The 24,265-nt window shown below is 70.3% G+C and carries 1 protein-coding gene (cut by a window edge); it reads right to left on the bottom strand.

The genetic code is table 11. The features are described from left to right. Positions 1–24,265 carry the 5' portion of a non-ribosomal peptide synthase/polyketide synthase gene (locus ACLBYD_RS17295; RefSeq protein ID WP_447817387.1) on the bottom strand. It extends 12,602 nt beyond the left edge of the window, so only the first 24,265 of its 36,867 coding nucleotides appear in the window; its start codon is at positions 24,263–24,265; its stop codon lies off the left edge, out of view.

Here is a 24,265-nt window from a genome sequence, read left to right as displayed (position 1 = left end):
CGGCCAGTGCGGCATGCAGCACCATGAACAGCGTCGCGTTGTGTTCCCGCCCGAGCCGCACGAGCGCATCGTGCAGTTCGGCGGGAACGGTGAAGCGATAGGCCGCACCGTGATTGGAGGATTCGACCGGACGCGGGCGGTCGAACGGAAGAGCCAGTTCGTCCGGGGCGCCGGTCAGGGACGCCGTCCAGTACTCCAGCTGCTGCGAGATCACACTGGCGGGATCGTCCTCCGAACCCAGGTTCTCCCGCTGCCACAATGCATAGTCGGCGTACTGGATCGGCAGCGGTGCCCAACCGGGTGTGTGCCCTTCGGCCCGTGCGGCGTAGGCGATCATCACATCACGGGTCAACGGCCCGATGGAGTAGCCGTCGGCGGCGATGTGATGCACCGCGAACACGAGCACGAACTCCGTCGCAGCCACACGGAACAACGCGCTGCGCAGCGGGACCTGCGTGGTGACGTCGAACCCAGCGGTCACCACCTCTGCGACGGCCCCGAGCACTGCCTCCTCATCGACGGCTCTCGGTGCCAGGTCGATGCGCACGTCCTCGATCGGCAGCACCCGTTGGTAGCCGATGCCGTCGATCTCCGGGTAGATGGTTCGCAGGATCTCGTGGCGCGCGACGAGGTCGTTCACCGCTGCCTGCAGAGCCTCGACGTCCAGTGCCCCGGACAACCGGAGTGCGGCCGGGATGTTGTAGGCGGCGGAGTCGGGATCGAACCGGTTGAGGAACCACATGCGCTGCTGTGCGGGCAGCAGCGGAATCAGGTCGGGCCGTGCCATCGGGATCAACGGACGACGTTCGCCGCGCCCCGCGTGTTCGGCTGCCGACGCCAGCGCGGCGACCGTCGACGCCTCGAAGACGGTACGAACGGGGATCTTCGTTCCGAGGGCCGCACCGACACGCGCCGCCACGCGTGTCGCGACCAGCGAGTTGCCGCCGAGTTCGAAGAAGTCGTCGTCGAGGCCCGCGCGTTCGATCCCGAGAACATCGGCGAAGACGTCCGCGACGGCCTGCTCGGCCGGTGTCGTCGGGGAGCGGAACTCACGTGCTTCGAATTCCGGCTGCGGCAAGGATTTCCGGTCCACCTTGCCGGACGGGTTGAGCGGCATCTGCGGCAGGACCATCACCGTCGACGGCACCATGTAGCCCGGGACGCGCCGGCCGACAGTGGCCTTGAGGTCGTCGATGTCGATCGTGGTTCCGTCCTCGGCGACGACGTACGCGACCAGCTGGTCGCCGCGCAACGCATCGGTACGGACGAGTGCGACGGCCTGACGGACGGTCGGATACGCAGCGACGGCAGCCTCGACCTCGCCGAGTTCGATACGCAGGCCTCGGAGCTTGACCTGGAAGTCGGTGCGGCCGATGTAGTGCAGTTCGCCCGTCGACGTCCTGCGCACGAGGTCGCCCGTCCGGTACATGCGAGTGCCGGCGGGACCGTACGGGTCGGCCAGGAATCGTTCGGACGTGAGGTCCGGGCGCGCGATGTAACCGCGGCCGAGCTGGGCCCCGGCCAGGTACAGCTCACCCGCGACACCGTCGGGGACGGGCTGCAGCCACTGGTCCAGGACGTAGGCGGCGACGTTGCCCTGCGCCGCACCCACCGGCACCGATCCCGGGTCGGCGGCGTCGAGAACGTGGCGCGTGATCGACAGGGTGAACTCGGTGGGGCCGTACTCGTTGGACAGTTCCGCGTGCTCGTTCCGCGCGCGGAATGCCCGGGCGAGTCCCGGTGTGAACACCTCACCGCTGCAGTACACCTGTCGCAGTGACGCCAGGTCCGTGTCGCGCGCGACGGCAAGCACCTCGGACAACACCGACGGGACGAAGTAGGACGAGGTCACGCCGTGTTCGGCGATCGCGGACGCGAGGTACTGCGGATCGCGGTGACCGTCCGGAGCGGCGATGACGAGTCGCGCACCCACGGTCAGCGGCCACCAGAATTCGCGTCCCGACGCGTCGAAGGTGAACGGTGTCTTCTGCAGGACCGTGTCGTTCGCGTCCAGTCGGTAGGCGCTCTGGCGCCATGCCAACGCCACGGCCACGCGGCCGTGCGGAATAGCGACGCCCTTGGGACGGCCGGTGGAACCGGACGTGAAGATCACCCAGGCCGTGTTGTCCGGCCGCAAAGGGTGCCGACGTTCGGAATCCGTGACCGGGTCACTCGCCACGTGGCGAAGATCGAGCGTGTCGACGGCCAGGGACCGGATGCCGTCCGATACCGGGAAGCCGTCGCGCTCGGTCGTGAGGACGACGACGGGGTCGGTGACCTCGAGGACGTACTCGTTGCGTGCAGCGGGCAGATCGGGGTCGATCGGTACGTAGGCACCGCCGGCCTTGACCGTCGCGTACATCGCGACCAGAAGGTCCAGCGACCGTGCCATCGCAAGACCCACCGTGGTCTCCGGACCGACGCCCACCTCGATGAGGTGACGCGCCAGACGGTTCACCTCGGCGTCGAACTCGGCATAGGTCAGAGTCCGGTCGCCGGCGATCACGGCCACCGCGTCGGGTGTGCGGGCGACCTGCGCGTCGAACAGGTCGACCAGGGTCCTGTCGGCGACGGGAACGAAGGCGTCCTCGTGGCCGGGTGCCAGCAGTCGCGCGCGCTCGGCACGGTCGAGGATCTCGATGTCGCCGACTCGACGTGCGGGCTCGGCCGTGACCGCGGTCAGCACCCGCGTCAGACACTCCGCCCAGGTCATGATCGTCGACTCGTCGAACAGATCTGTCGCGTAGGTGAACTCCGCTGTCAGACCGGCTGATTGTCCTGCAGCGTCGTAGGACTCCCCCACGGTCAGCTGCAGGTCGAACCGAGCTTCGGCGAAGTCCGTGTCGAGCGCGGAGATGGTCAGCTCGTCGAGTTCGAACACCGACTGCTGCATGTTCTGGAAGACGAGCATGACCTGGAACAACGGTGTCCGCGACTGCGAGCGGGGCGGATCGAGCACCTCGACGAGCCGTTCGAACGGCACGTCCGCGTTGCCGAAGGCACCCAGGTCTGTGTCGCGCACCTGCGCGAGCAGCTCGGTGAACGGCAGGGCCGGGTCGATGTCGTTGCGCAACACGAGGGTGTTGACGAACATGCCGATCAGGTCGTCGAGTTCGGCCTCCCCGCGACCCGCGACGGGCGTGCCGATGGTGACGTCGCGGGTGCCGGCGAGTTTCGCGAGCAGGACGGCGAGCGCGGCGTGCACGACCATGAAGGTGGTCGCGTTGTGTTCGCGCGCGAGTCGTTGCAGCGCATCGACGGTGGCGGCGTCGATCTCGAAGGTGTGGCGTGCACCGCGGTTGGTCGCGACCGGCGGACGCGGATGGTCGAGCGGTAGTTCGAGCGGCTCGGGCAGGTCACCGAGTCGTTCGGTCCAGTAGGCCAGTTCGCGTGCGACGAGACTGTCGGGATCGTCCTCGGATCCGAGCAGTTCGCGTTGCCAGAGAGCGTAATCCGCGTACTGGACGGCGAGCGGCGACCACGACGGTGCCTCCCCGCGCCGACGCGCGTCGTAGGCGACCATGACGTCGCGGGTCAGCGGTCCCATCGAGAAACCGTCCGCGGCAACGTGGTGCACGACGAAGACGAGCACGTATTCGTCGTCGCCGACCTGATAGAGGCGGGTGCGGACCGGTACCTCGGACGTGACGTCGAATCCGGCGTTCACGAATTCGACGACGGTGGGCAGGATGTCGGCCTCGTCGATCGGCACGGGTGTGACGTCCGGGCGCACCCGGGTGACGGGCAGGACGACCTGGTGTCCGACGCCGTCGGCCTCCGGGTAGACGGTGCGCAGGATCTCGTGGCGCGCGAACAGATCCGCGACGGCGTCGGCCAGGGCCGTCAGGTCCAGCGATCCGGTGAGACGGATGGCCACCGGGATGTTGTACGCGGCGGAGTCGGGGTCGAGACGGTTGAGGAACCACATCCGCTGCTGCGCGAGCGAGAGCGGCACCGAGTCGGGTCGCGGCTGCGCCTGCAGTGCCGGGCGGCCCCCGGATCCGGCGTGTTCCTCGGCCCGCACGGCCAGTGCTGCCACGGTGGGTGCCTCGAACAGCACGCGCAGCGGGACGCGCGCGTCGAGCGCGGTCGCGAGGCGCGCGATCACCTGGGTGGCGATCAGCGAGTTGCCGCCGAGTTCGAAGAAGTCGTCGTCCGCGCCTACGCGGTCGACGCCGAGCAGGTCGCGGTAGATGCCGGCGACAATCTCTTCGATCGGGGTGGACGGCGCGCGGTACGCGCGGGTCGCGACCTCGGGTGCGGGCAGCGCCTTGCGATCGATCTTGCCGTTCGCGTTGAGCGGCAGCGCGTCGAGGATCATGACCACCGACGGCACCATGTAGCTCGGAAGACTCTGTGCGAGTGCGTTCTTCACCGCGTCCGCGTGCAGGGCCTCGTCGCCGGTGAGGTAGGCGACGATCCGGTCGCCGGTGTGCGGGCCGCTGTGCACGACCGTCACGGCCTGCGCCACACCCGGCTGTGCCCGCAATGCGGTGTCGATCTCGCCGAGTTCGATGCGGAAGCCGCGGAGTTTGACCTGGAAGTCGGCGCGGCCGCGGTAGTCGAGGGTGCCGTCCTCGTTCCAGGCGACGATGTCACCGGTGCGGTAGAGGCGTGAGCCGGATCCGAACGGGTCGGCGACGAACCGGTCGGCGGTGAGGTCGGGGCGTCCGGCGTAGCCACGTGCGAGCTGGGCGCCCGCGAGATACAGCTCGCCCCTCACACCCACCGGCACGGGACGGAGGCGACCGTCGAGGACGTGGACGCGCGTGTTCCACTCCGGGCGGCCGATCGGCACCGAGTCGGTGTCGTCACCGGTCACCGCGTGCACGGTCACGGAGACGGCGGCCTCGGTCGGCCCGTACAGGTTGACCAGGTCGACGTCGGGATGGAGCGACCGGAACCGCTGGGCGAGCGCGGAGGGCAGCGCCTCACCGATCGCGAGGATGCGCCGCAACGACGGGCTCAGCGCACCGCCGGCCGTGTCGAGCAGCGCCTCGAGCATCGACGGCACGACGTGCAGAGTGGTCACGGACTTCTGCCGCATGACCGCGTCGAGGTAGGTCGGGTCGCGATGACCGTCGGGTGCGGCGACGACGAGTCGACCGCCGGAGACGAGTGCCGACCAGAACTCCCATACCGACAGGTCGAACGTCGCGGCCGTCTCAAGCAGCGCGGCGTCGTCGGAGGACAGACCGAAATGCCCTGTCTTCCAGAGCAACTGGTTGACGATCGCCGCATGCGGAACTGCGACACCCTTGGGTCGTCCGGTGGAACCCGACGTGAAGATGACGTAGGCGGGGTGCTGCGGGTCGAGCGGAACACGACGTTCGGTGTCACGCACCGGGCTGTCGTCGAGCGCGTCGAGTTCGGGTGCGTCGACGTGCACCACGGCGCGACCGCCGGCATCGAAGTCGTCGTCGCGAGCGGTGAGCACGCAGACGGGGTCGGCGACCGACAGGATGTAGTCGATCCGCTCGCGCGGGTGGTCGGGGTCGAGCGGGACGTACGCGCCGCCGGCCTTCGCGACGGCGTACATGCCGATGAGCAACTCGACGGAGCGACGCATTCCCAGCGCAACGGCCGTTTCGGGACCCACGCCGAGGTCGATCAGGTGACGGGCGAGGCGGTTGACCCGTCCGTCGAACTCGCGGTAGGTGAGGGTGCCGCCCTCGTGATCGAGCGCGACGGCGTCCGGTCGGGCCGCGACCTGCGCGTCGAACAGCGACACCAGCGTCCCAGCGGGAACTTCGTGCCGAGTGTCGTTCCACTCCTGCAGGATTCGCGTGCGCTCGACGGTGTCGAGGATGTCGAGATCACCGACGGGACGGCCGGGTTCGGCGACGATCCTGTCGAGCAATCGGACGAACCGATCGACGAACACGCGGGCGGTCGACTCGTCGAACAGGGCCGACGCGTAGGTGAGGTAGCCGACGATGCCGGTGGGTGTACCCGACTCGTCGTAGCGGTCCTGGACGATCCAGTGCAGGTCGAACTGCGAGGTGTCGTGTTCGAGGTCGACGAGGGCGACGTCGAGTCCGGGCAGCGCGAGGGTGCCCTGCTCGAAGTTCTGGAACGAGAAACCGACCTGGAACAGCGGGTGCCGCGCCGTGGAGCGCTGCGGGTTGAGCACCTCGACGAGCCGCTCGAACGGCACATCGGCGTGCGCGAAGGCCCGCAGGTCGGATTCGCGGACGGCGGCGAGCAGGTCGTCGAAGGTGACGGCGCCGGACACCCGGGTGCGCAGCACGAGGGTGTTGACGAACATGCCGATCAAGTCGTCGAGTTCACGTTCGCCGCGACCCGCGATGGGCGTGCCGACCGCGATGTCGTCGCTGTCGGACAGTCGCGCGAGCAGCACCGACAGGGCCGCGTGCACGGCCATGAACAGCGTGGCGTGACAGCTCTGGGCGAGGTCGACGAGCCGGGCGTGGAGGTCGGCGTCGATGCGGATCTCGACGCGTCCGCCCTCGTAGGACTGCACGGCGGGTCGTCGGCGGTCGGTCGGCAGCGACAGTTGGTCGGGCAGGCCTGCGAGGGCACCGCGCCAGTAGTCGAGTTGCTGCGACACCAGCGAATCGGGATCGTCCTCGGACCCGAGCACACGACGCTGCCACAGCGCGTAGTCGGCGTACTGCACCGGCAGCGGCGCCCACTCGGGCTCGGAACCGGTGAGAGCCGAGGTGTAGGCGACGAGCAGGTCGCGCACCATCGGGGCGATCGAGAAGCCGTCGCCGGAGATGTGGTGGACGACCATCGCGAGGACGTAGTCGTCTGCACCGAGTTCGAAGAGCCCGATCCGCAGCGGCACCTCGGTGGTGACGTCGAAGTGGCCGGTCGCGAACGGCGCGACCGCGGCGAGCAGGGCGTCGTCCCCACCGGTGACGGTGTGGACCTCGATGTCCGGGGCGGCGTCGGCGGCGGGCAGCACGACCTGCACCGGCCCGTCCGGGGTGTCGGGGTAGACGGTGCGCAGCGACTCGTGTCTCTCGACGACGTGGGCGACCGCGATGCGCAGCAGGTCGACGTCGACCGAGCCCGACAGTCGGATCGCCATCGGCAGGTTGTAGGCCGCCGAGTCGGGATCGAAGCGGTTGAGGAACCACATCCGCTGCTGGGCGAGCGACAGCGGCACCTGCTCGGGCCGCTCCCCCGCGGCCAGTGCAGGTCGCGCGGCCTGCCCACCGTGCTCGGCCACCGCGGCGGCGAGCGCGTCGACGGTGGGATGTTCGAACAGCGTGCGCAGCGGGATGTCCGCGCCGAGCGCGGCACCGATGCGGGCGATGACGCGGGTCGCGATCAGCGAGTTGCCGCCGAGCGCGAAGAAGTCGTCGTCGAGACCGACCCGCTCCACCTCGAGCACCTCGGCGATCGCGGCCGCGACCGCCTGTTCCGTAGGGGTGACGGGAGGGCGGAACTCCCGGATCGCGGCGAGGGGCGCGGGCAGAGCGCGACGGTCGAGCTTGCCGGATGCGTTGAGCGGCAACGCGTCGAGCACCATGAGCACGTCGGGCACCATGTAGCGCGGCAGCGACCTGCCGACCGCCGCACGCGCCGCCTCGACGTCGACGGTCGCGCCCGAGGACGGGACGACGTAGCCGACGAGTTGCCGGCCGTGGTCGCCGTCGTGCACGACCATCACGGCCTGCGCGATCTCCGGCAGCGCGGTCAGGGCACTCTCGATCTCACCGAGTTCGATGCGCAGACCGCGCACCTTGACCTGGAAGTCGGTGCGGCCCAGGAAGTCCAGCTCACCGCTGGGCAGGATCCGAACGAGATCGCCGGTGCGGTAGAGACGTTCGCCGTCCGGTGCGGCGACGAACCGTTCGGCGGTGAGGTCGGGGCGGGCGTGGTAGCCGCGCGCGACCTGCACTCCCCCGAGGTAGAGCTCACCGGGCACCCCGATCGGCGCCGGGCGGAGCCGCGCGTCGAGCACCTGCACGGTGGTGTTGCGGATCGGACGGCCGATCGGGACACTGCCCGCGTGCTCGCCCTCGACCCGCAGAACCGTTGCGGTGACGGTCGTTTCGGTGGGACCGTAGGTGTTGTCGAGCGCCGCCGTCGATCGTGCGGCGAAGTCGGCAGCGAGATCGGCCGGCAGGGCTTCACCACCGACCGACAGGTAGCGCAGCGACTCGGGAAGCTGCAGCGCCGGGTCGGCGAGGAACACCGCGAGCATCGACGGGACGAATTCGAGGATGCTCACGCGCTCCTCACGCGACACCCGTGCGAGATAGGCGGGGTCGCGGTGCCCACCCGGAACGGCGACGACGAGACGTGTCCCGACCTGCAAGGGGTAGAACAGCTCCCACACCGACGCGTCGAACGTGATCGGTGTCTTGTGGAGCGCGGCGTCACCGGCGCCGAGGTCGTACCGTTCGCGCATCCACACGATCTGATTCGCGGCCGAACGATGGCTCACCGCAACACCCTTCGGACGTCCAGTGGAGCCGGAGGTGAAGATGACGTAGGCGGTGTTGTCCGGTCGCAGCGGCGCGACGCGGTCGGCGTCGGAGAGCGGCGCGTCGGAGACCGTCGACGGCGCATCGATCTCGAGCACCGGTGCCGCGGCGGGCAACGATCCCCGATCGGCGGCCGTGGCGAGGACGACGACGGGCCGGGCGAGGTCGAGCACGTATTCGGTGCGGTCGGCGGGATGTTCGGGGTCGAGCGGAACGTACGCTCCCCCGGCCTGCAGGATCGCGTAGATCGCGACCATCATCTCGATGGACCGGCCCGTGTACACGCCGACGAGGCTCTCCGGACCCACCCCGAGTCCGACGAGATGCCGCGCGAGACGGTTGACCCGCGACGCGAACTGCGCGTACGTCAGGGTCGTGTCCTCGAAGATCAGCGCCGGCGCGTCCGGGGTGCGGGCGACCTGCTGGTCGAAGCGGACGAGCAGGGTCTCGTCGACGGAACCCGCATCGGTCGCATTGATGCCGGCGAGCAGACGGATCTCGTCGTCACCACGCAGGTCGATGTCGCCGACGGCGACCTCCGGCGCACGCACCGCGGCGTCGACGAGCGCGACGAGGCGCTGCGCGGCCTGCGTGATGGTGTGCTCGGTGAACAGGTCGGTGGCGTAGGTGATCGATCCGTCGATGCCGAGGCGTCGGCCGTCGGCGTCGAAGGTCTCCCCGAGGTGGATCTCGAGGTCGAGTTTGGCGCCGGTCGCGCCGGGTTCGACGGTGCTCAGCCGCAGCCCGGGAAGGTCGATCTCCGAGCGCGTGAAGTTGTGCACCACGAGCAGGGTCTGGAACAGCGCCGAGTAGGCCGTGGAGCGGACCGGGTCGAGCAGTTCGACGAGGCGCTCGACCGGCACGTCCGGGTGCGAGAAGGCCGCGAGGTCGACGTCGCGCACCTGGTCGAGGACCTCGTCGAAGGTGGCGCCGGCGTCGATGCGGGTGCGCAGCACGAGGGTGTTGCCGAACATGCCGACGAGGTCGTCGAGAGCCTCCTCGCCGCGACCGGCGATCTGGGTGCCGATCGGGATGTCGCTGCTCCCCGACCAGCGGGCCAGCAGCACCGCGACGGCGGCGTGAGCGAGCATGAACAGCGTGATGCCGCGTTCGCGGGTGAACTGTTCGACGCGGTCGGCGAGCTCGGCGTCGAGGGCGATCGGGACGGTCGCGCCCCGCGATGACTGCACGGGCGGACGCGGCCGGTCGGTGGGCAGTTCCACCAGGTCGGGCAGGTCGGCAAGGGCGTCGGTCCAGTACGCGAGCTGACGGGCGAGCAGCGACTGCGGGTCGTCCTCGCTGCCGAGGAGCTTCTGCTGCCAGAGGGCGTAGTCGGCGTACTGCACGCGCAGCGGCGACCAGCCGGGCTCGGCACCTTCGCGACGCGCGAGATAGGCGGTGACGACGTCGCGCGACAGCGGTGCCTGCGACCCTCCGTCGCTCGCGATGTGGTGGGCAACGACGGCGAGGACATGCTCGTCGTCGGCGATGCGGAACAGTCGGGCACGCACGGGCACGTCGACAGTGAGATCGAAGCCGCGCGTGACGAAATCGGTGAGGACATCGGTGATCTCGTCGGCCGCGGCAACGTCCGGTCCGAGATCGGAGGCGGCCTCGTCGGCGGGCACGATCACCTGCGACGGACCGGTGTCACTGTCGGGGAAGACGGTGCGCAGCGCTTCGTGACGGTCGAGGACGTCGAGCAGCGCGGCCTGCAGCGCCGGCACGTCGAGCTCGCCGCTCAGGCGCAGCACCATCGGGATGTTGAAGGCGGACGAGTCGGGATCGAAGCGGTTGAAGAACCACATGCGCTGCTGCTGGAGCGACAGCGGAATGCGGTCGGGGCGTTCGACGGCGACGAGGTCGGGACGGCCACCGGAACCGGCAGTGCGCGCCACGGCGGCGGCCAGCGCGGCCACCGTCGGAACATCGAACACCGTGCGCACCGGCACGGTGGTGTGCAGGGCGGCACCGAGCCGCGCGACCAGCTGGGTCGCGTTGAGCGAGTTGCCGCCGAGCGCGAAGAAGTCGTCGTCGAGACCCACGCGGTCGACGCCGAGCAGGTCGGCGTAGACGGACGCGACCGTCTGCTCCACCGGTGTCTCGGGTGCGCGGAAGGCGCGTGCCTCGAAACCGGGGACGGGCAGAGCCTTCCGGTCGAGCTTGCCGTTGGCGGTGATGGGCAGCGCGTCGAGAACGAGGATCTGCGCGGGCACCATGTACGACGGCAATTCGCCGGCGAGCCGGTCCCGCAATGCTTGCGGGTCCGCCGCGGCGCCGGTCGCAGGAACGACGTAGCCGATGAGACGTTCGCCGGTGCGCGCGTCGGTGTGCAGGACGACGACGGCCTGGGCCACCTCGTCGGCGCGGCTCAGCGCTGCTTCGATCTCGCCGAGTTCGATGCGCAGGCCGCGGACCTGCACCTGCGCGTCGCTGCGGCCGACGAAGTCGAGTTCGCCGGTCGCGGTGCGGCGCACGAGATCGCCCGTGCGGTACATGAGTCCACCGGTGAACGGGTTCGCGACGAACCGCGCGGCCGTCAGTCCCGGCTGCGCGTTGTAGCCGCGCGCGAGACCGGCACCCGACAGGTACAGCTCACCGATGACGCCGTCGGGCACGGGATGCAGACGCGTGTCGAGGACGACGGCACCGGCACCTTCGATGGGCGCACCGATGGTGATGCGGTCGCCCGGAGTGAGCGGCGCGGTCTCGGTGATGATGATGGTGGTCTCGGTGGGACCGTAGCTGTTGACGAAACGGCAGACGGGACCGAACTTCTCGACGAGTTCCGGCGGGCACACGTCGCCGCCGATCACCACGGATTCGAGGTCGGGCAGGTCGGGGGTGACGGTGCCGAGCGCGGCGGGCGCGGTGATGATGTGCGTGATGCGTTCGCGGCGCAGCAGGTCGGTCAGTTCGGCACCGGCGACGATGTGCGGCGGCACGACCACCACGGTGGCACCGGCGGAGAACGCCGAGATCTGCTCGAAGACCGACGCGTCGAAGCTCGAGGACGAGAACCGCAGCATCCGCGAGCCGGTGCTCAATCCGAGTTCGGGACGGTGGTCGGCAGTGAAGGCGTTGAGACCGCGGTGGGTGACGACGACGCCCTTCGGCGTGCCGGTGGAACCGGACGTGTAGATCATGTACGCCGCCGACTCCGCATTCACCGCGGACGTCACCGGTGCAGAAGAGTAATCGTCGGCGTCGATGCTCAGCCACGGAACATGCGACGGTCCGTCGCCGAGGCCGAGGATGGCCCGGGAGTCGGTGAGCAGGTACGCGATACGCGCTGCGGGCAGTGCCGGATCGACGGGCACGAACGCCGCGCCGGTCTTGACCACGGCCCACAGGGCGACGACGGCGTCGAGACTGCGCGGGAATGACAGCGCCACCACGGTTTCCGGTCCGGCACCGTGGTCGATCAGCTTGTGCGCGAGCCGGTTGGACGCGAGGTCGAGTTCGGTGTAGGTGAGCTGCCGCTCGCCGTCCACCACCGCGACGCCGTCCGGGTTCGCGGCGACACCGGCCGCGAGGATCTGCGGGAAGGTCCTCTGCGGCAGCGGCGCCGGCACCGAGTACGACAGTGCACGATCGGTCTCGGCGTCCGACAGGAGCGCGATGTCGCCGGTGGAAGCCGTCGGGTCGGCCGTGCTCGCGTCGAGCAGCTGCACCCACCGCGCGGCGAGATCGGCGGCGGTCGCTTCGTCGAACAGGTCGGTCGCGTAGGTGAGTTCGGCGATCAGTCCGCCGGTTTCGTCCTCACGCAGCGCGATGTCGACGTCGAACTTCGCGATGGCAAGATCCGCTTCGAGCGGTTCGACCCGCAGCCCGGGCAGTTCGAGTTCGCCGATGCCCTGGTTCTGCAGCGACAGCGCGACCTGGAACAGCGGCGAGTGGCTCTGCGAGCGCACCGGATCGACGGCCTCGACGACCTGGTCGAACGGCACGTCGGCATGCGAGAACGCCGCGAGGTCGGTGGCGCGGACCTGTTCGAGGAACTCTGCGAACGACGCCGCAGGATCGATGCGGGTGCGCAGGACGAGGGTGTTGACGAACATGCCGACGAGGTCGTCGAGGGCACGATCACCGCGACCGGCGACCGGCGTGCCCACCGACACGTCCTCGGTGCTGCCGAGACGCGCGAGCAGCACGGCGAGGGCGGCGTGCAGGACCATGAAGCGGGTCGCGCCGTGGGCGTGGGCGAGCCGGTCGATGCGGGCGAGGACCTCGGGGGCGATCCGGAAGCCGGTATTGGCACCCTGGTAGGACGCCGCCGCGGGTCGCGGCCGGTCGGCGGGCAGTTCGAGGACGGCCGGGGTGTCGGCGAGGGCGGAGGTCCAGTAGTCGAGCTGCTGCGCGATCGGTGCCTGCGGATCCTGCGGGTCGCCGAGCACGGCGCGCTGCCACAGCGCGAAGTCGGCGTACTGCACCGGCAGCGGTTCCCAGGCCGGCTGAGCGTCGTCGAGGCGCGCGGAGTAGGCGACGAGGACGTCGCGGGCCAGCGGCACGGTCGACGCGCCGTCGGCGCTGATGTGGTGGACGACCACCACGAGCACGTGGGTGCGGTCGTTCTCGCGGAACAGCGCGCCGCGGATGGGGACTTCACGCGTGACGTCGAAGCCGCGTCCCACGACTCCGGCGATCGCGGTGTGCAGCGCGTCGGTGTCGGATGTGTCGATCGGAGTGAGATCGAGTGGCACGTCGCCGGTGGCGAGCACGTGCTGCGACGGTCCGTACTTGTGTTCCGGGAAGACCGTGCGCAGCGCTTCGTGCCGGTCGAGCACGTCGCGGACGGCGGCGGTGAGGGCGTCGACGTCGAGGTCGCCGTGCAGACGCACCGCGAGCGGGATGTTGTAGAGCGGGGACGTCGGGTCGAAGCGGTTGAGGAACCACATGCGCTGCTGCGCGTACGACAGCGGCACCCGCGCGGGGCGTTCCTGCGGCACGAGCGGCAGCCGCGCCCCCGTGCCGATGTGCGAGCCGGCGGTCTCGGCGAGCGCCTGCACGGTCGATCCCTCGAACACCGCGCGCACCGGCACCGTGGTGCCGAGCGCTTCCCCGATGCGGGCCACCAGGCGCGTTGCGATGAGCGAGTTGCCGCCGAGGGCGAAGAAGTCGTCGTCGAGGCCCACGCGTTCGACGCCGAGCAGTTCGGCGACGATCTCGGCGACCGTCTCCTCGACGGGGTTGGTGGGGGCGCGGAACTCGCGGGTCACCGGGTCGGGCGCGGGCAGCGCGTTGCGGTCGAGCTTGCCGTTGACCGTGACCGGCACCGTCTCGATCGGCACGATCTGCGAGGGCACCATGTACGACGGCAGGACGTCGGCGACGGCGCTGCGCAGCGCATCGGCGTCGACCTCGGCGCCGTCGCGGGGCACGACGTAGCCGACGAGCCGTTCGCCGGTGTGGGCGTCGCGGTAGACGTCCACGACCGCGTGCGCGACGGTGTCCTGGCGGCTCAGCACCGCCTCGATCTCGCCGAGTTCGATACGCAGACCACGCAGCTTGACCTGCGCATCGCTGCGGCCGACGAACTCGAGTTCGCCCGACGCGCGCCGGCGCACGAGGTCGCCCGTGCGGTACATGAGCCCACTGGTGAACGGGTTCGCGACGAACCGCGAGGCCGTCATCCCAGGTCGGTCGTGGTAGCCGCGGGCGAGCGCCTGACCCGCCAGATACAGCTCGCCCAACACTCCGTCGGGCACCAGCTGCAGGCGTGCGTCGAGCACGACGGCACCGGCGCCCCGGATGGGCCGGCCGATGGTGATGGCTCCGCCCGCGACCAGCGGATCGGTCATCGTGATGACGATCGTGGTCTCGGTGGGGCCGTAACTGTTGACGAACCGGCAACGCGGCGCGAACCGCTCGACCAGCTCGGGCGGGCACACGTCGCCACCGACCACGACGGCCTCGAGATCCGGCAGCCTCGCCGGGTCGACGCCACCGAGCGCGGCCGGTGCGGTGAGCACGTGGGTGACATGGTGGCGCAGCAGAAACGCCTCGAGGTCGGCGCCGGCGACGATCTCGGGCGGCGCGACCACCATCGTGGCTCCGGCACCGAAGGCGGCGAGCATCTCGAACACCGACGCGTCGAAGCTCGCCGACGAGAACCGCAGTACCCGCGACTGCGCAGTGAGCCCGAGTTCGGTGCGGCATTCGGCGGTGAAGGCGTTGAGGCCGCGGTGGGTGACCACGACGCCCTTCGGGGTGCCGGTCGAGCCGGACGTGTAGATCATGTACGCCGCGACGTCGGGTGCGATGTCGACGTCGAGTGCGTCGGTCGACATCTCGGCACACCGGTCGGCGACGTCGTCGGAATCCAGTGCAAGCCAGCGGAAGTCGACGGCCGGAGCGATCTCGCTCATGGTCAGGCCGAAGGCGGCACCCGAGTCCGAGAGCATGAAACCGATGCGATCGACGGGCAGCTTCACGTCGATCGGCACGAACGCCGCACCGGTCTTCGCGACCGCCCACACCGCGACCAGCGACTCGATGGTCCGCTCGAAGGCCAGGGCCACCACGGTTTCCGGTCCGGCGCCCTCGGCGAGGAGAACACGGGCCAGGGCGTTGGAACGTTCGTCGAGTTCGCGGTAGGTGAGCTGTCGCGTCTCGTCCACGGCGGCAACACCGTTCGGCGACGCGACGACACTGGCCGCGAGGATCTCCGGCAGCGTCCGGATGCGGATCGATTCCGGGCGCGCCGCATCGAGTGCCCGAGCGGTCTCGTCGGCGTCGAGATACGGCAGGTCGCCGACGGGGCTGCGCGGGCCGTCGAGCAGCTGCGCCAGCATGCGGTTCCAGCGCTCGGCGGTGCGGGCGGCAGTGGACGCGTCGAACAGGTCGGTGGCGTAGGTGAGGGTGCCGGCCAGGGCACCGTCGTCGTCGCGGAGCGTGAACTCGAGGTCGAACTTGGCGATGCCGAAGTCGGGCACGATCGGTTCGACCCGCAGCCCGGGCAGTTCGAGATCGTTGGGGTGTGCCTCCTCGACCGACAGTGCGACCTGGAACAGCGGTGCGCTGTTCTGCGAACGCACCGGGTCGACGGCCTCGACGACCTGCTCGAACGGCACCTGGACGTGCGCGAAGGCGTCAAGGTCGACGTCGCGGACGGCGGCGACGATGTCGTCGAAGCCCGCGGCCGGGTCAACCGGGGTTCGCAGCACGAGGGTGTTGACGAACATGCCGATGAGGTTGTCGAGGCGGCGATCGCCGCGACCGGCGACCGGCGTGCCCACGGACACGTCGTCGGTCGCACCGAGTCGGGCGAGCAGCACGACGAGCGCAGCGTGCAGCACCATGAACCGGCTCACGCCGCGGGCCTGCGCGTAGGCGTCGAGGCGGCGGACGGTGTCGGGATCGACGGTGAACGGCACCGCCGCGCCCCGGAACGACGAGCTCGCGGGTCGCGGCCGGTCGGTGGGCAGTTCGAGCAGCGCGGGTGCGCCGGCGAGTGTCGTGGTCCAGTGGTCGAGTTCGCGCGCGGCGATCTCGGTGGGTTCGCCCGGTGCGCCGAGCAGCTCGCGCATCCACAGCGCGTAGTCGGCGTACTGCAGCGGCAGCGGCTCCCAGAGCGGTGCGTGGCCTGTGGCGCGTGCGGAGTAGGCGAGCACGAGGTCGGTGGCGAGCACCTGGGTGGACCAGCCGTCGATGGCGATGTGGTGCACGACCATCACGACGACGTGGCTGCCGTCGGCGCACTCGAGCAGCGTCAGTTCCAGCGGCGGTTCGGCGGTGATGTCGAATCCGCGTGCCGTCAGCTTCCGGATGCGTTCGGAGAGATCGGTTTCCATCACCGTCTCGGTGTCGGCGACGAGCACGGGACGATCCCGCAGCGCGTCGTCGACGGACAGGATGCTCTGGTACGGACCGGCATCGGAGTCCGGGTAGATCGTCCGGAGTGTCTCGTGCCGTTCGAGGATGTCGACGACCGCCGCGCGCAGGGCGTCGAGGTCGAGATCGCCGCGCAGCCGCAGCGCGGCGCCGACGTTGTAGGCGCCGGAATCGGGGTCGAACCGGTTGACGAACCACATGCGGGTCTGCGCCGGCGACAACGGAATCCGGTCGGGGCGCGGCCCGGCCGTGGGAACCGTCGCGACGGCACCGGTGCCGCGGGCACGGTCGACGGCGGCTGCGAGGCCTTCGACGGTGGGATCGTCGAACAGCGCGCGGATCCCGATGGTGGCGTCGAACGTCTCGTTGACGCGGGCGATCAATCGGGTTGCGCCGAGCGAGTTCCCGCCGAGCTGGAAGAAGTTCGACGACGCACCGACCTGCTCGACCTCGAGCAGTTCGCCCATGATGCGGGCGACGGCGGCCTCGGTGTCGGTGCGCGGCGCGACGTAGGCGGCGGAGGCGTCGAAGTCCGGTTCCGGCAAAGCCGCCCGATCGATCTTGCCGTGCGCGGTCACGGGCAGGTCGTCGAGCAGCACGAGCACCGATGGCACCATGTGCCGGGGCACGCGGTCGGCGACGGTCGCGAGCACCGCGCTCTCGTCCGGACCCTCACCGGTAGCGACGGCGTAGGCGGGGAGATAGTCACCGTGCCGGCCGGTGCGCAGCGTGACGACGGCCTGCGTGATACCGGGATGCGCGAGCAGCGCGCTCTCGATCTCGCCGAGTTCGACACGCTGACCGTTGAGTTTGACCTGGAAGTCGGTACGGCCGAGGTATTCGAGTTCGCCGTCGCGGTTCCACCGGACGCGGTCGCCGGTGCGGTACATCCGGTCACCGGAGTTCCCGAAGGCGTTCGCGACGAAGCGGTCGGCGGTGACGGCGGGACCGGCCTGGTAGCCCCGCGCGACCTGCGAGCCCACCACGTACAGCTCACCCGGCACCCCGACGGGCACCGGACGCAGCGCGGCGTCGAGGACGAGGAAACGGGTGTTCCACACGGGCCGGCCGAGCGGCACCTGTTCGGCATCGTCGCGGCGCGCAGTGCGGTGTGCGACCTGCACCATCGCGGTGCGGTGCGCGACCTGCACCGTCGTCTCCGTCGGGCCGTAGAGGTTGTGGACCTCGGCGCCGAGCACCTCGCGGACGCGGGAGGCAGTCGTGGCCCGGAGTGCTTCACCGCCGGAGAACACTGCGCGCAGCGACGAGGCGTCGATCCCGGTGCGCTGTGCCTCGGCGACGAACAGGTCGAGCACCGACGGCACGAACTGCGCGATGGTGACGCGTTCGCGGTGGACGACGGACGCGAGGTAGGCGGGGTCGGCGTGCCCGTCGCGGTCGGCGATCACCAGCCGCGACCCGCTCTGCAGCGGCAGGAACAACTCCCACACCGACGCGTCGAAGGTGAAGGGCGTCTTGTAGAGCACGGTGTCGGCGGCGTCCGGCGCGAAAGCGGCGCGCATCCAGGCGAGCTGGTTGTGCAGGGCGCCGTGCGTCACCGCGACACCCTTGGGCCGGCCCGTCGAACCGGAGGTGAAGAGCACGTAGGCGAGGTTGCCGGGGCGGAGGGCGGGTCGTTCGTCGCCGGTCAGCGGGTCGCCGGAGTATCCGTCGACGTCGGACACGTCGAGCACGCGCAGGTCGGCGGGCAGGCTGTCGCGGGTCTCGGCGGTCGCGAGCACGAGCTGCGGGGCGGCGGTGGTGAGGACGTGGGCGGTGCGCTGGGCAGGCTGGTCGGGATCGACCGGCACGTACGCCCCACCGGCGGCGAGCACGGCGTAGATCGCGACCAGCTGGGCGTACGAGCGCGGAACAGCCACGGCGACACGCGTTTCCGCAGCGACACCCTCTGCCAGGAGTCGCCGCGCGAGCCGATGTACATCGGACGCGAACTCGGCGTAGGTCGACACCGACCCGTCGACGACGACGGCCGGCGCATCGGGCGTTCGCGCGACCTGCTGTTCGAACAGCGCGACGACGTCCCCGACGGGTACCGAATGTGCGGTGTGGTTCCAGGAGTCGAGGACCCGTTCGCGTTCGCCGGGCAGGAACACGTCGACGGCGCCGACGGTCTCGTCGGGGCGCTCGGCGACGAACTTCAGGATCTGCGTGAAACGGCGGGCGAGTTCGTCGACGGTCGCGGCGTCGAAGACGTCGGTGCGGTAGCGCAGGCTCAGTCGCAGGTGCGGTTCGAGCAGCGCCATGAGCGAGAGCGGGTAGTGCGTGGCGTCGCGGGCGTCGACGTCGGTGACGCGCATGCCGGCGATGTCGGTGGTCTCGTCGAATCCGGCGCGGTCGACGGGATACGACTCGAAGACGGTGAGCGTGTCGAAGAGGGTGCCGGCACCGATGCGGTCCTGGATGGCGCCGAGGCCGACGAACTGCTGGTCGAGCAGGGCGGTCTGCTCGCCCTGCAGGCGCACTACGAGGTCGGCGACCGTTTCGGTCTCGTCGATCCGCACCCGCACGGGCAGGGTGTTGATGAACAGGCCGAGCATGTTCTCGACGTCGGGCAGGTCGGCGGGCCGGCCGGAGACGGTTGCGCCGAAGACCGCGTCGCGGGCGCCCCAGTGCCGGGCGAGCAGCAGGCCCCAGGCGGTCTGGACGATCGTGTTGAGCGTCGCGCCGGTGCGGCGCGAGAGCCGTGCGAGAGCGTCGATATCGTCGGCGTCGAGGTCGATGTCGATCTGGACGGGCGCGTCGTCGACGGCGTCGGTGGCCCCGGGTGCGACCAGCGCGGGTTCGTCGAGGTCGGCGAACGCTTCTGCCCACGCGTCGAGGGCGCGGTCGGTGTCCTGCCGGTCGAGCCAGGCCAGGTAGTCCCGGTAGGAGGCCGGAGTGGGCAGTGCGACCTGTCCGCCGGCGGCGTAGCCGACGAGGAGTTCGCGCACGAGCAGCGGCATCGACCAGCCGTCGAGCACGATGTGGTGGTTGGTCAGGGCGAGGACGGCGCGCTGCTCGGGGAGCCGGACGAGGACGGCGCGCAGCAGCGGCGGGTGCGCGAGGTCGAAGCGGGCGAAGCGTTCGGTGTCGAGGAGCGCCTGCAGGTCGCTCTGCGGGTCGGACGATCCGGTGAGATCGACCTCGCGCCACGGCATCTCGACGTGATCCAGCACGAGCTGGACCGGGGTGCCGGTGTCGTCGTGCACGAAGGCGGTGCGCAGGGCGGCGTGCCGTGCGAGCAGCGACGCGAAGGCCGCCTGCCAGCGACCGGAATCGACGTCCCCGGCGAGATCGAGGCGGAGCTGTGCCGTGTAGACGTCGACCGCGTCGACGGACAATGCGGCATGGAAGGCCAGACCGGTCTGCAGCGGCGAGAGCGGCCAGATGTCGGCGAGTCGACCGAAACGGTTCTCCCACTGCTCGATCTGCTGCTGGTGGGTGCGCACGAGCGGCACGTCGGAAGGGGTGAGGCCACCGGCGTCGGGTCGCTGCGCGTGCGCGGCGAGGCCGACGAGTGCGTCCTTCCACCGCTCGGCGAGTGCGCCGACCGTCTCGGCGGAGATCACCCGCGGCACATAGGTGAACGACGCGGTGAGGTGCGCGCCGTCGGGGCCGTCGACGACCATCGCGTTGATGTCGACGGCGACCGACGCGGCCATCGGCGACGTGCGGCTGGGGTCGAGCTCGAGATCGAGTGGCACCCAGCCGATCTCGCGGATCTCATCGGCGATGTGGCCGGAGGTGAGGCGGCCGAGGTAGTTGAACGACACCTGCGCGGTGGGGAGGGTGGCGAGGACCGGTGCCGTCTCCTGATCGAGATAGCGCAGGATGCCGTATCCGGCACCGTTGTTCGGGACGGCGGCGAGTCGTTCCTTGACCGTCTTGATCGCGGTGGCGCTCGCGCGCCCTCCGGCGGTGGCGTCGGTGAGGTCGAGACCGTCGGCGAGGTCGAGGCGCACGGGATACGCACTGGTGAACCAGCCGACGGTGCGGGCGAGGTCGACGGTGCCGGTGGCGTCGAGGTCGCGGCCGTGCCCTTCGAGGGTGAGCAGCAGCGAGCGCTGCCCGCCCTGGGCTGCGGCGAGTGCGAGAGCGGTGAGCAATCCGTCGGCGGTGCCGCTGCCGTACAGCTCGGGCAGGCGGGTGAGCACCGCGTCGGTCACGCTCGGGTCGAGATCGACCCGGACGGTCGCGGTGGTCGCGAGGGTGTCGATCTCCGGGTCGAGCGGTGAAACTCCGGCGAGCGGTGCTGCACCACCGAGGGTTTCGGTCCAGTGGTCGAGTTCGCCCGCGTGGTCGCGGGCGGTGTCGTGCAGGGCGTGTGCCCAGCGGCGGTAGGAGGTGCCCACCTCGGGAAGCGACGGTGCCTGTCCTGCCGCGACCTGCATCCACGCCTGACCGAGATCGGGAAGCAGCACCCGCCACGACACGCCGTCGACCACGAGGTGGTGTGCGACGAGCAGCAACCGGCCCTGCTCGCCGGGTTCGGCGACGTCGAACCACACGGCGCGCAGCACGAGACCGGATTCCGGATCGAGATCGTGTGCGGCAGCGTCGCATTCGTCGTCGGCAAACGCGTCCGCTGAGGCAGTGTCGGCGACCGGGACGCGGGTGATCCACGCGTCGAGATCCGGCAGCTCGGCGTGCGTGCGCCACTGCCCGTCGCACAGCGTGGAGCGCAGGATGTCGTGCCGGGCGACGACGGCCGCGAGCGCGGCCCGCAGGTCGTCGAAGGTCAGGTCCGCGGGAGTGGAGACGAGGACGGCCTGCGCGAAGGTGGAATAGTCGCCGCGCCCCAGCATCTCGTGCACGATGGGCGTGATCGGGATGTCGCCCACGCCCCCGCCGGGCAATTCGTCGAGGACGAGTGCGGTGGGGACGGCGGTCGCGACGCGCGCGAGCGCCGCGATGGTCTTGTGTTCGAAGATCTGCCGGGCGGTGATGTGCAGTCCGGCGGCCTTGGCGCGGGCGGCGAACTGCATCGCGACGATGCTGTCGGCGCCGAGGGCGAACAGCGAGTCGTCGACGCCGATGCGTTCGACGTCGAGCAGTCCGGTGGCGACCTCGGCGAGGAGGCGTTCGGATTCGGTTTCGGGGGCGCGGAATTCGGCGGTAGCGAACTGCGGTGCCGGGAGGGCGGCGCGGTCGAGTTTGCCGGCGGGGGTCACCGGGATCTCGGTGAGTTCGACGACGGCGGCGGGGACCATGTGCGACGGGAGGACGCGGGCGACACCGTCGAGCAGCGCCTGCATGTCGAAGGCCGCGCCGGATTCCATACGTACGTACGACACCGGGACGACGGAACTGCCGCTGTCGTGCACGACGGTCGTGGCGAAGTCGACACCGTCCTGGTCGAGCAGGGCGTTGTCGATCTCGCCCAGTTCGATGCGGAAGCCGCGGATCTTCACCTGGAAGTCGGAGCGGCCCACGAAGTCGAGCTGGTGGTCGGGCGTCCACCGCACCTCGTCGCCGGTGCGGTACAGGCGCGTCCCGGGTTCGAAGGGATTGGCCACGAAACGATCCGCGGTCTGCCCGGGACGGCGATGGTAGCCGCGTGCCAGTGCCGGTCCGCCGAGATACAGCTCGCCGACGAAGCCGACGGGCACCGGCCGCAGGCGACGGTCGAGCACGACGGCGACGACACCGTCGAGGGGACGGCCGATGGTGATCGGGTCGCCGGGAGTCAGGGGGTCGCCGGCGGTGACGACGATGGTGGTCTCGGTGGGGCCGTAGCTGTTGGTGAACCGGCAGGTGGGAGCGAAGCGTTCGACGAGGTCGGGGGTGCACACGTCACCACCGACGACGACGGCCTCGAGATCCGGCAGACCCGCGGGGTCGACGGTGTTGAGCACGGTCGGCGCCGAGACGATGTGCGTGACCCGGTGCGCGCGCAGGACGTCGACGAGCTCGTCGCCGCCGAGGACGTGCGGCGGCGCCACGACCATGGCCGCTCCGGCGCTGAAGGCCTGCAGCATCTCGAAGATCGACGCGTCGAAGCTCGCCGACGAGAACCGGAGCATCCGAGAGTCGGTGCCGAGGGCGAGTTCGGGGCGGGCGTCGGCGGCGAAGGTCGCGAGCCCGAGATGGGTGACGACCACGCCCTTCGGGGTTCCGGTGGAGCCCGAGGTGTAGATCATGTACGCCGGGTTCTCCGGCACGGCCCGTGACCGCACCGCCTCGACGTCGGCATCCGAGGGGAGCGGGGCGTCCACGGCGATCCAGCGGGGTCCGGACGGCAGGTCCGCGATCCGGCTCCGTACGGTGAGTCCGAGCTGCGCACCGGAATCACCCACCATGTAGGCGATCCGGTCGGCCGGGAGCGCCGGGTCGATCGGGACGAAGGCCGCGCCGGTCTTCGCCACCGCCCATACCGCGATCAGCGCGTCGGCGCCGCGGTCCATGCTCAGCGCTACGAAGGTCTCGGGGGCAGCCCCGGCCTCGACGAGTTGTGCGGCGAGGCGGTTCGAGAGGTCGTCGAGTTCGCGGTAGGTGACCTGCCGGTCGCCGTCGATGACCGCGACGCCGTCGGGATTGCGGCGCACACCGTCGGCGAGGAAGTCGGCGAACAGCCGCACGGGCTGCGCGGGCAGTCCTCGATTCGGGACGAGGCTCTCGTATTCGTCGTCGTGCAGGACGGGCAGCGTGCCGATGGTGCGGTCGGAGTCGGCGAACTCGCCGAGGTACTCGACGAATCGTGTGTGGTGCGAGCGCAGTTCGTCGACCGTGTACAGGTGGGGGTTGGCCTCGAGGTCGATGTGGGCGGGCTGCCCCGGCGCGCTCGGGTAGATGTTGAGCGAGAGGTCGTCGACCGGGCCGGTGCTCAGCACGTGCCGGCGGCCGACCGAATCGCCGTAGCGGATCTCGTGGTCGAACATCATGACGTTGACCGCGGGCCCGAAGAATCCGCGGTCGGCGCTGCCGTATCCGGTGTCGCGGCGCATGTCCTCGTGCCGGTACCGCTGGTGGCGCAGTGCCCCGGTGAATTCGAGCTGCATCCGGTCGATCAGATCGTCGCGGCTGCCGTCCGGTTCGACGCCGACGCGGATCGGGACGACGTTGGAGACCATGCCGCCGGAGCGACGCAGGCGGACGGTGGTGCGCGCCGAGACCGGGAGGCTGAGCACCACGTCGGTCTCACCGGTGACGCGGGCGAGGAAGGCCGCGAAGGCGGCGGCGACCACGGTCGCGAAGGTCGTGGTCTTCTCGCGCTCGGCGATCATCCGGTCGACCGCGGCCTCGACACGCTCGGGCAGGGGCGCGCTGAACCGGACGGGGTGCGGGCCGACGGGCGCGGCGCGACCGGCGAGGCTGATGGGGTGCGGCAGGTCGCGGATGCGGTCGGCCCAGTAGTCGCGGTCGCTGACGAACCGGGCCGAGTCGCGGTAGCGCTGTTCGTCTTCGACGATCTCCGGCAGCGGGCTCACGTCGAAGCGGGCGGGCTCGCGGTGCTGCACCGCGGCGCTGTAGCGCTCGGCGGTGCGGGTGTCGAAGGTCGTCGCCCCGTAACCGTCGAGGGCGATGTGGTGGATCCGGGTGTAGACGAAATGGCGGTCGTCGGCGATGCGCAGGACCGCGCACACGATCAACCGGTCCTCGAGCATGTCGAGTGGCGTGCGGTACTCGGCTCGCATCCAGGCGATGGCTGCCGCCTCGGGATCGCCCTCGCCGCGCAGGTCGAGGATGGTGGCGCGGTCCTCGAGGGTGTGGTCGATGACCTGACGGGGATGGCCGTCGACCTCGAAGATGCGGAGCATGCCGGTGCCCAGTTCGCGGGCGGTGGCGGCGCCGGCGTCGGCGAAGATCTCGGGATCGAAGTCGCCCCGGACGTCGACATACTGGGCGATGGTCAGTGGAATGTCACCGAGCAGATGCTGGGCGAACCAGATCCCGCGCTGGGCCGACGAGAGCGGGAAACCGTCGCCGGACTCCCCGGCCTGCGACGATGCAGGCACATACTGCTGTTCCAC

The organism is Rhodococcus sp. C26F (assembly GCF_053345925.1).
The sequence above is the reverse complement of the archived record's forward strand: the minus strand, read 5'-3'. Positions and strand labels throughout refer to the sequence as shown.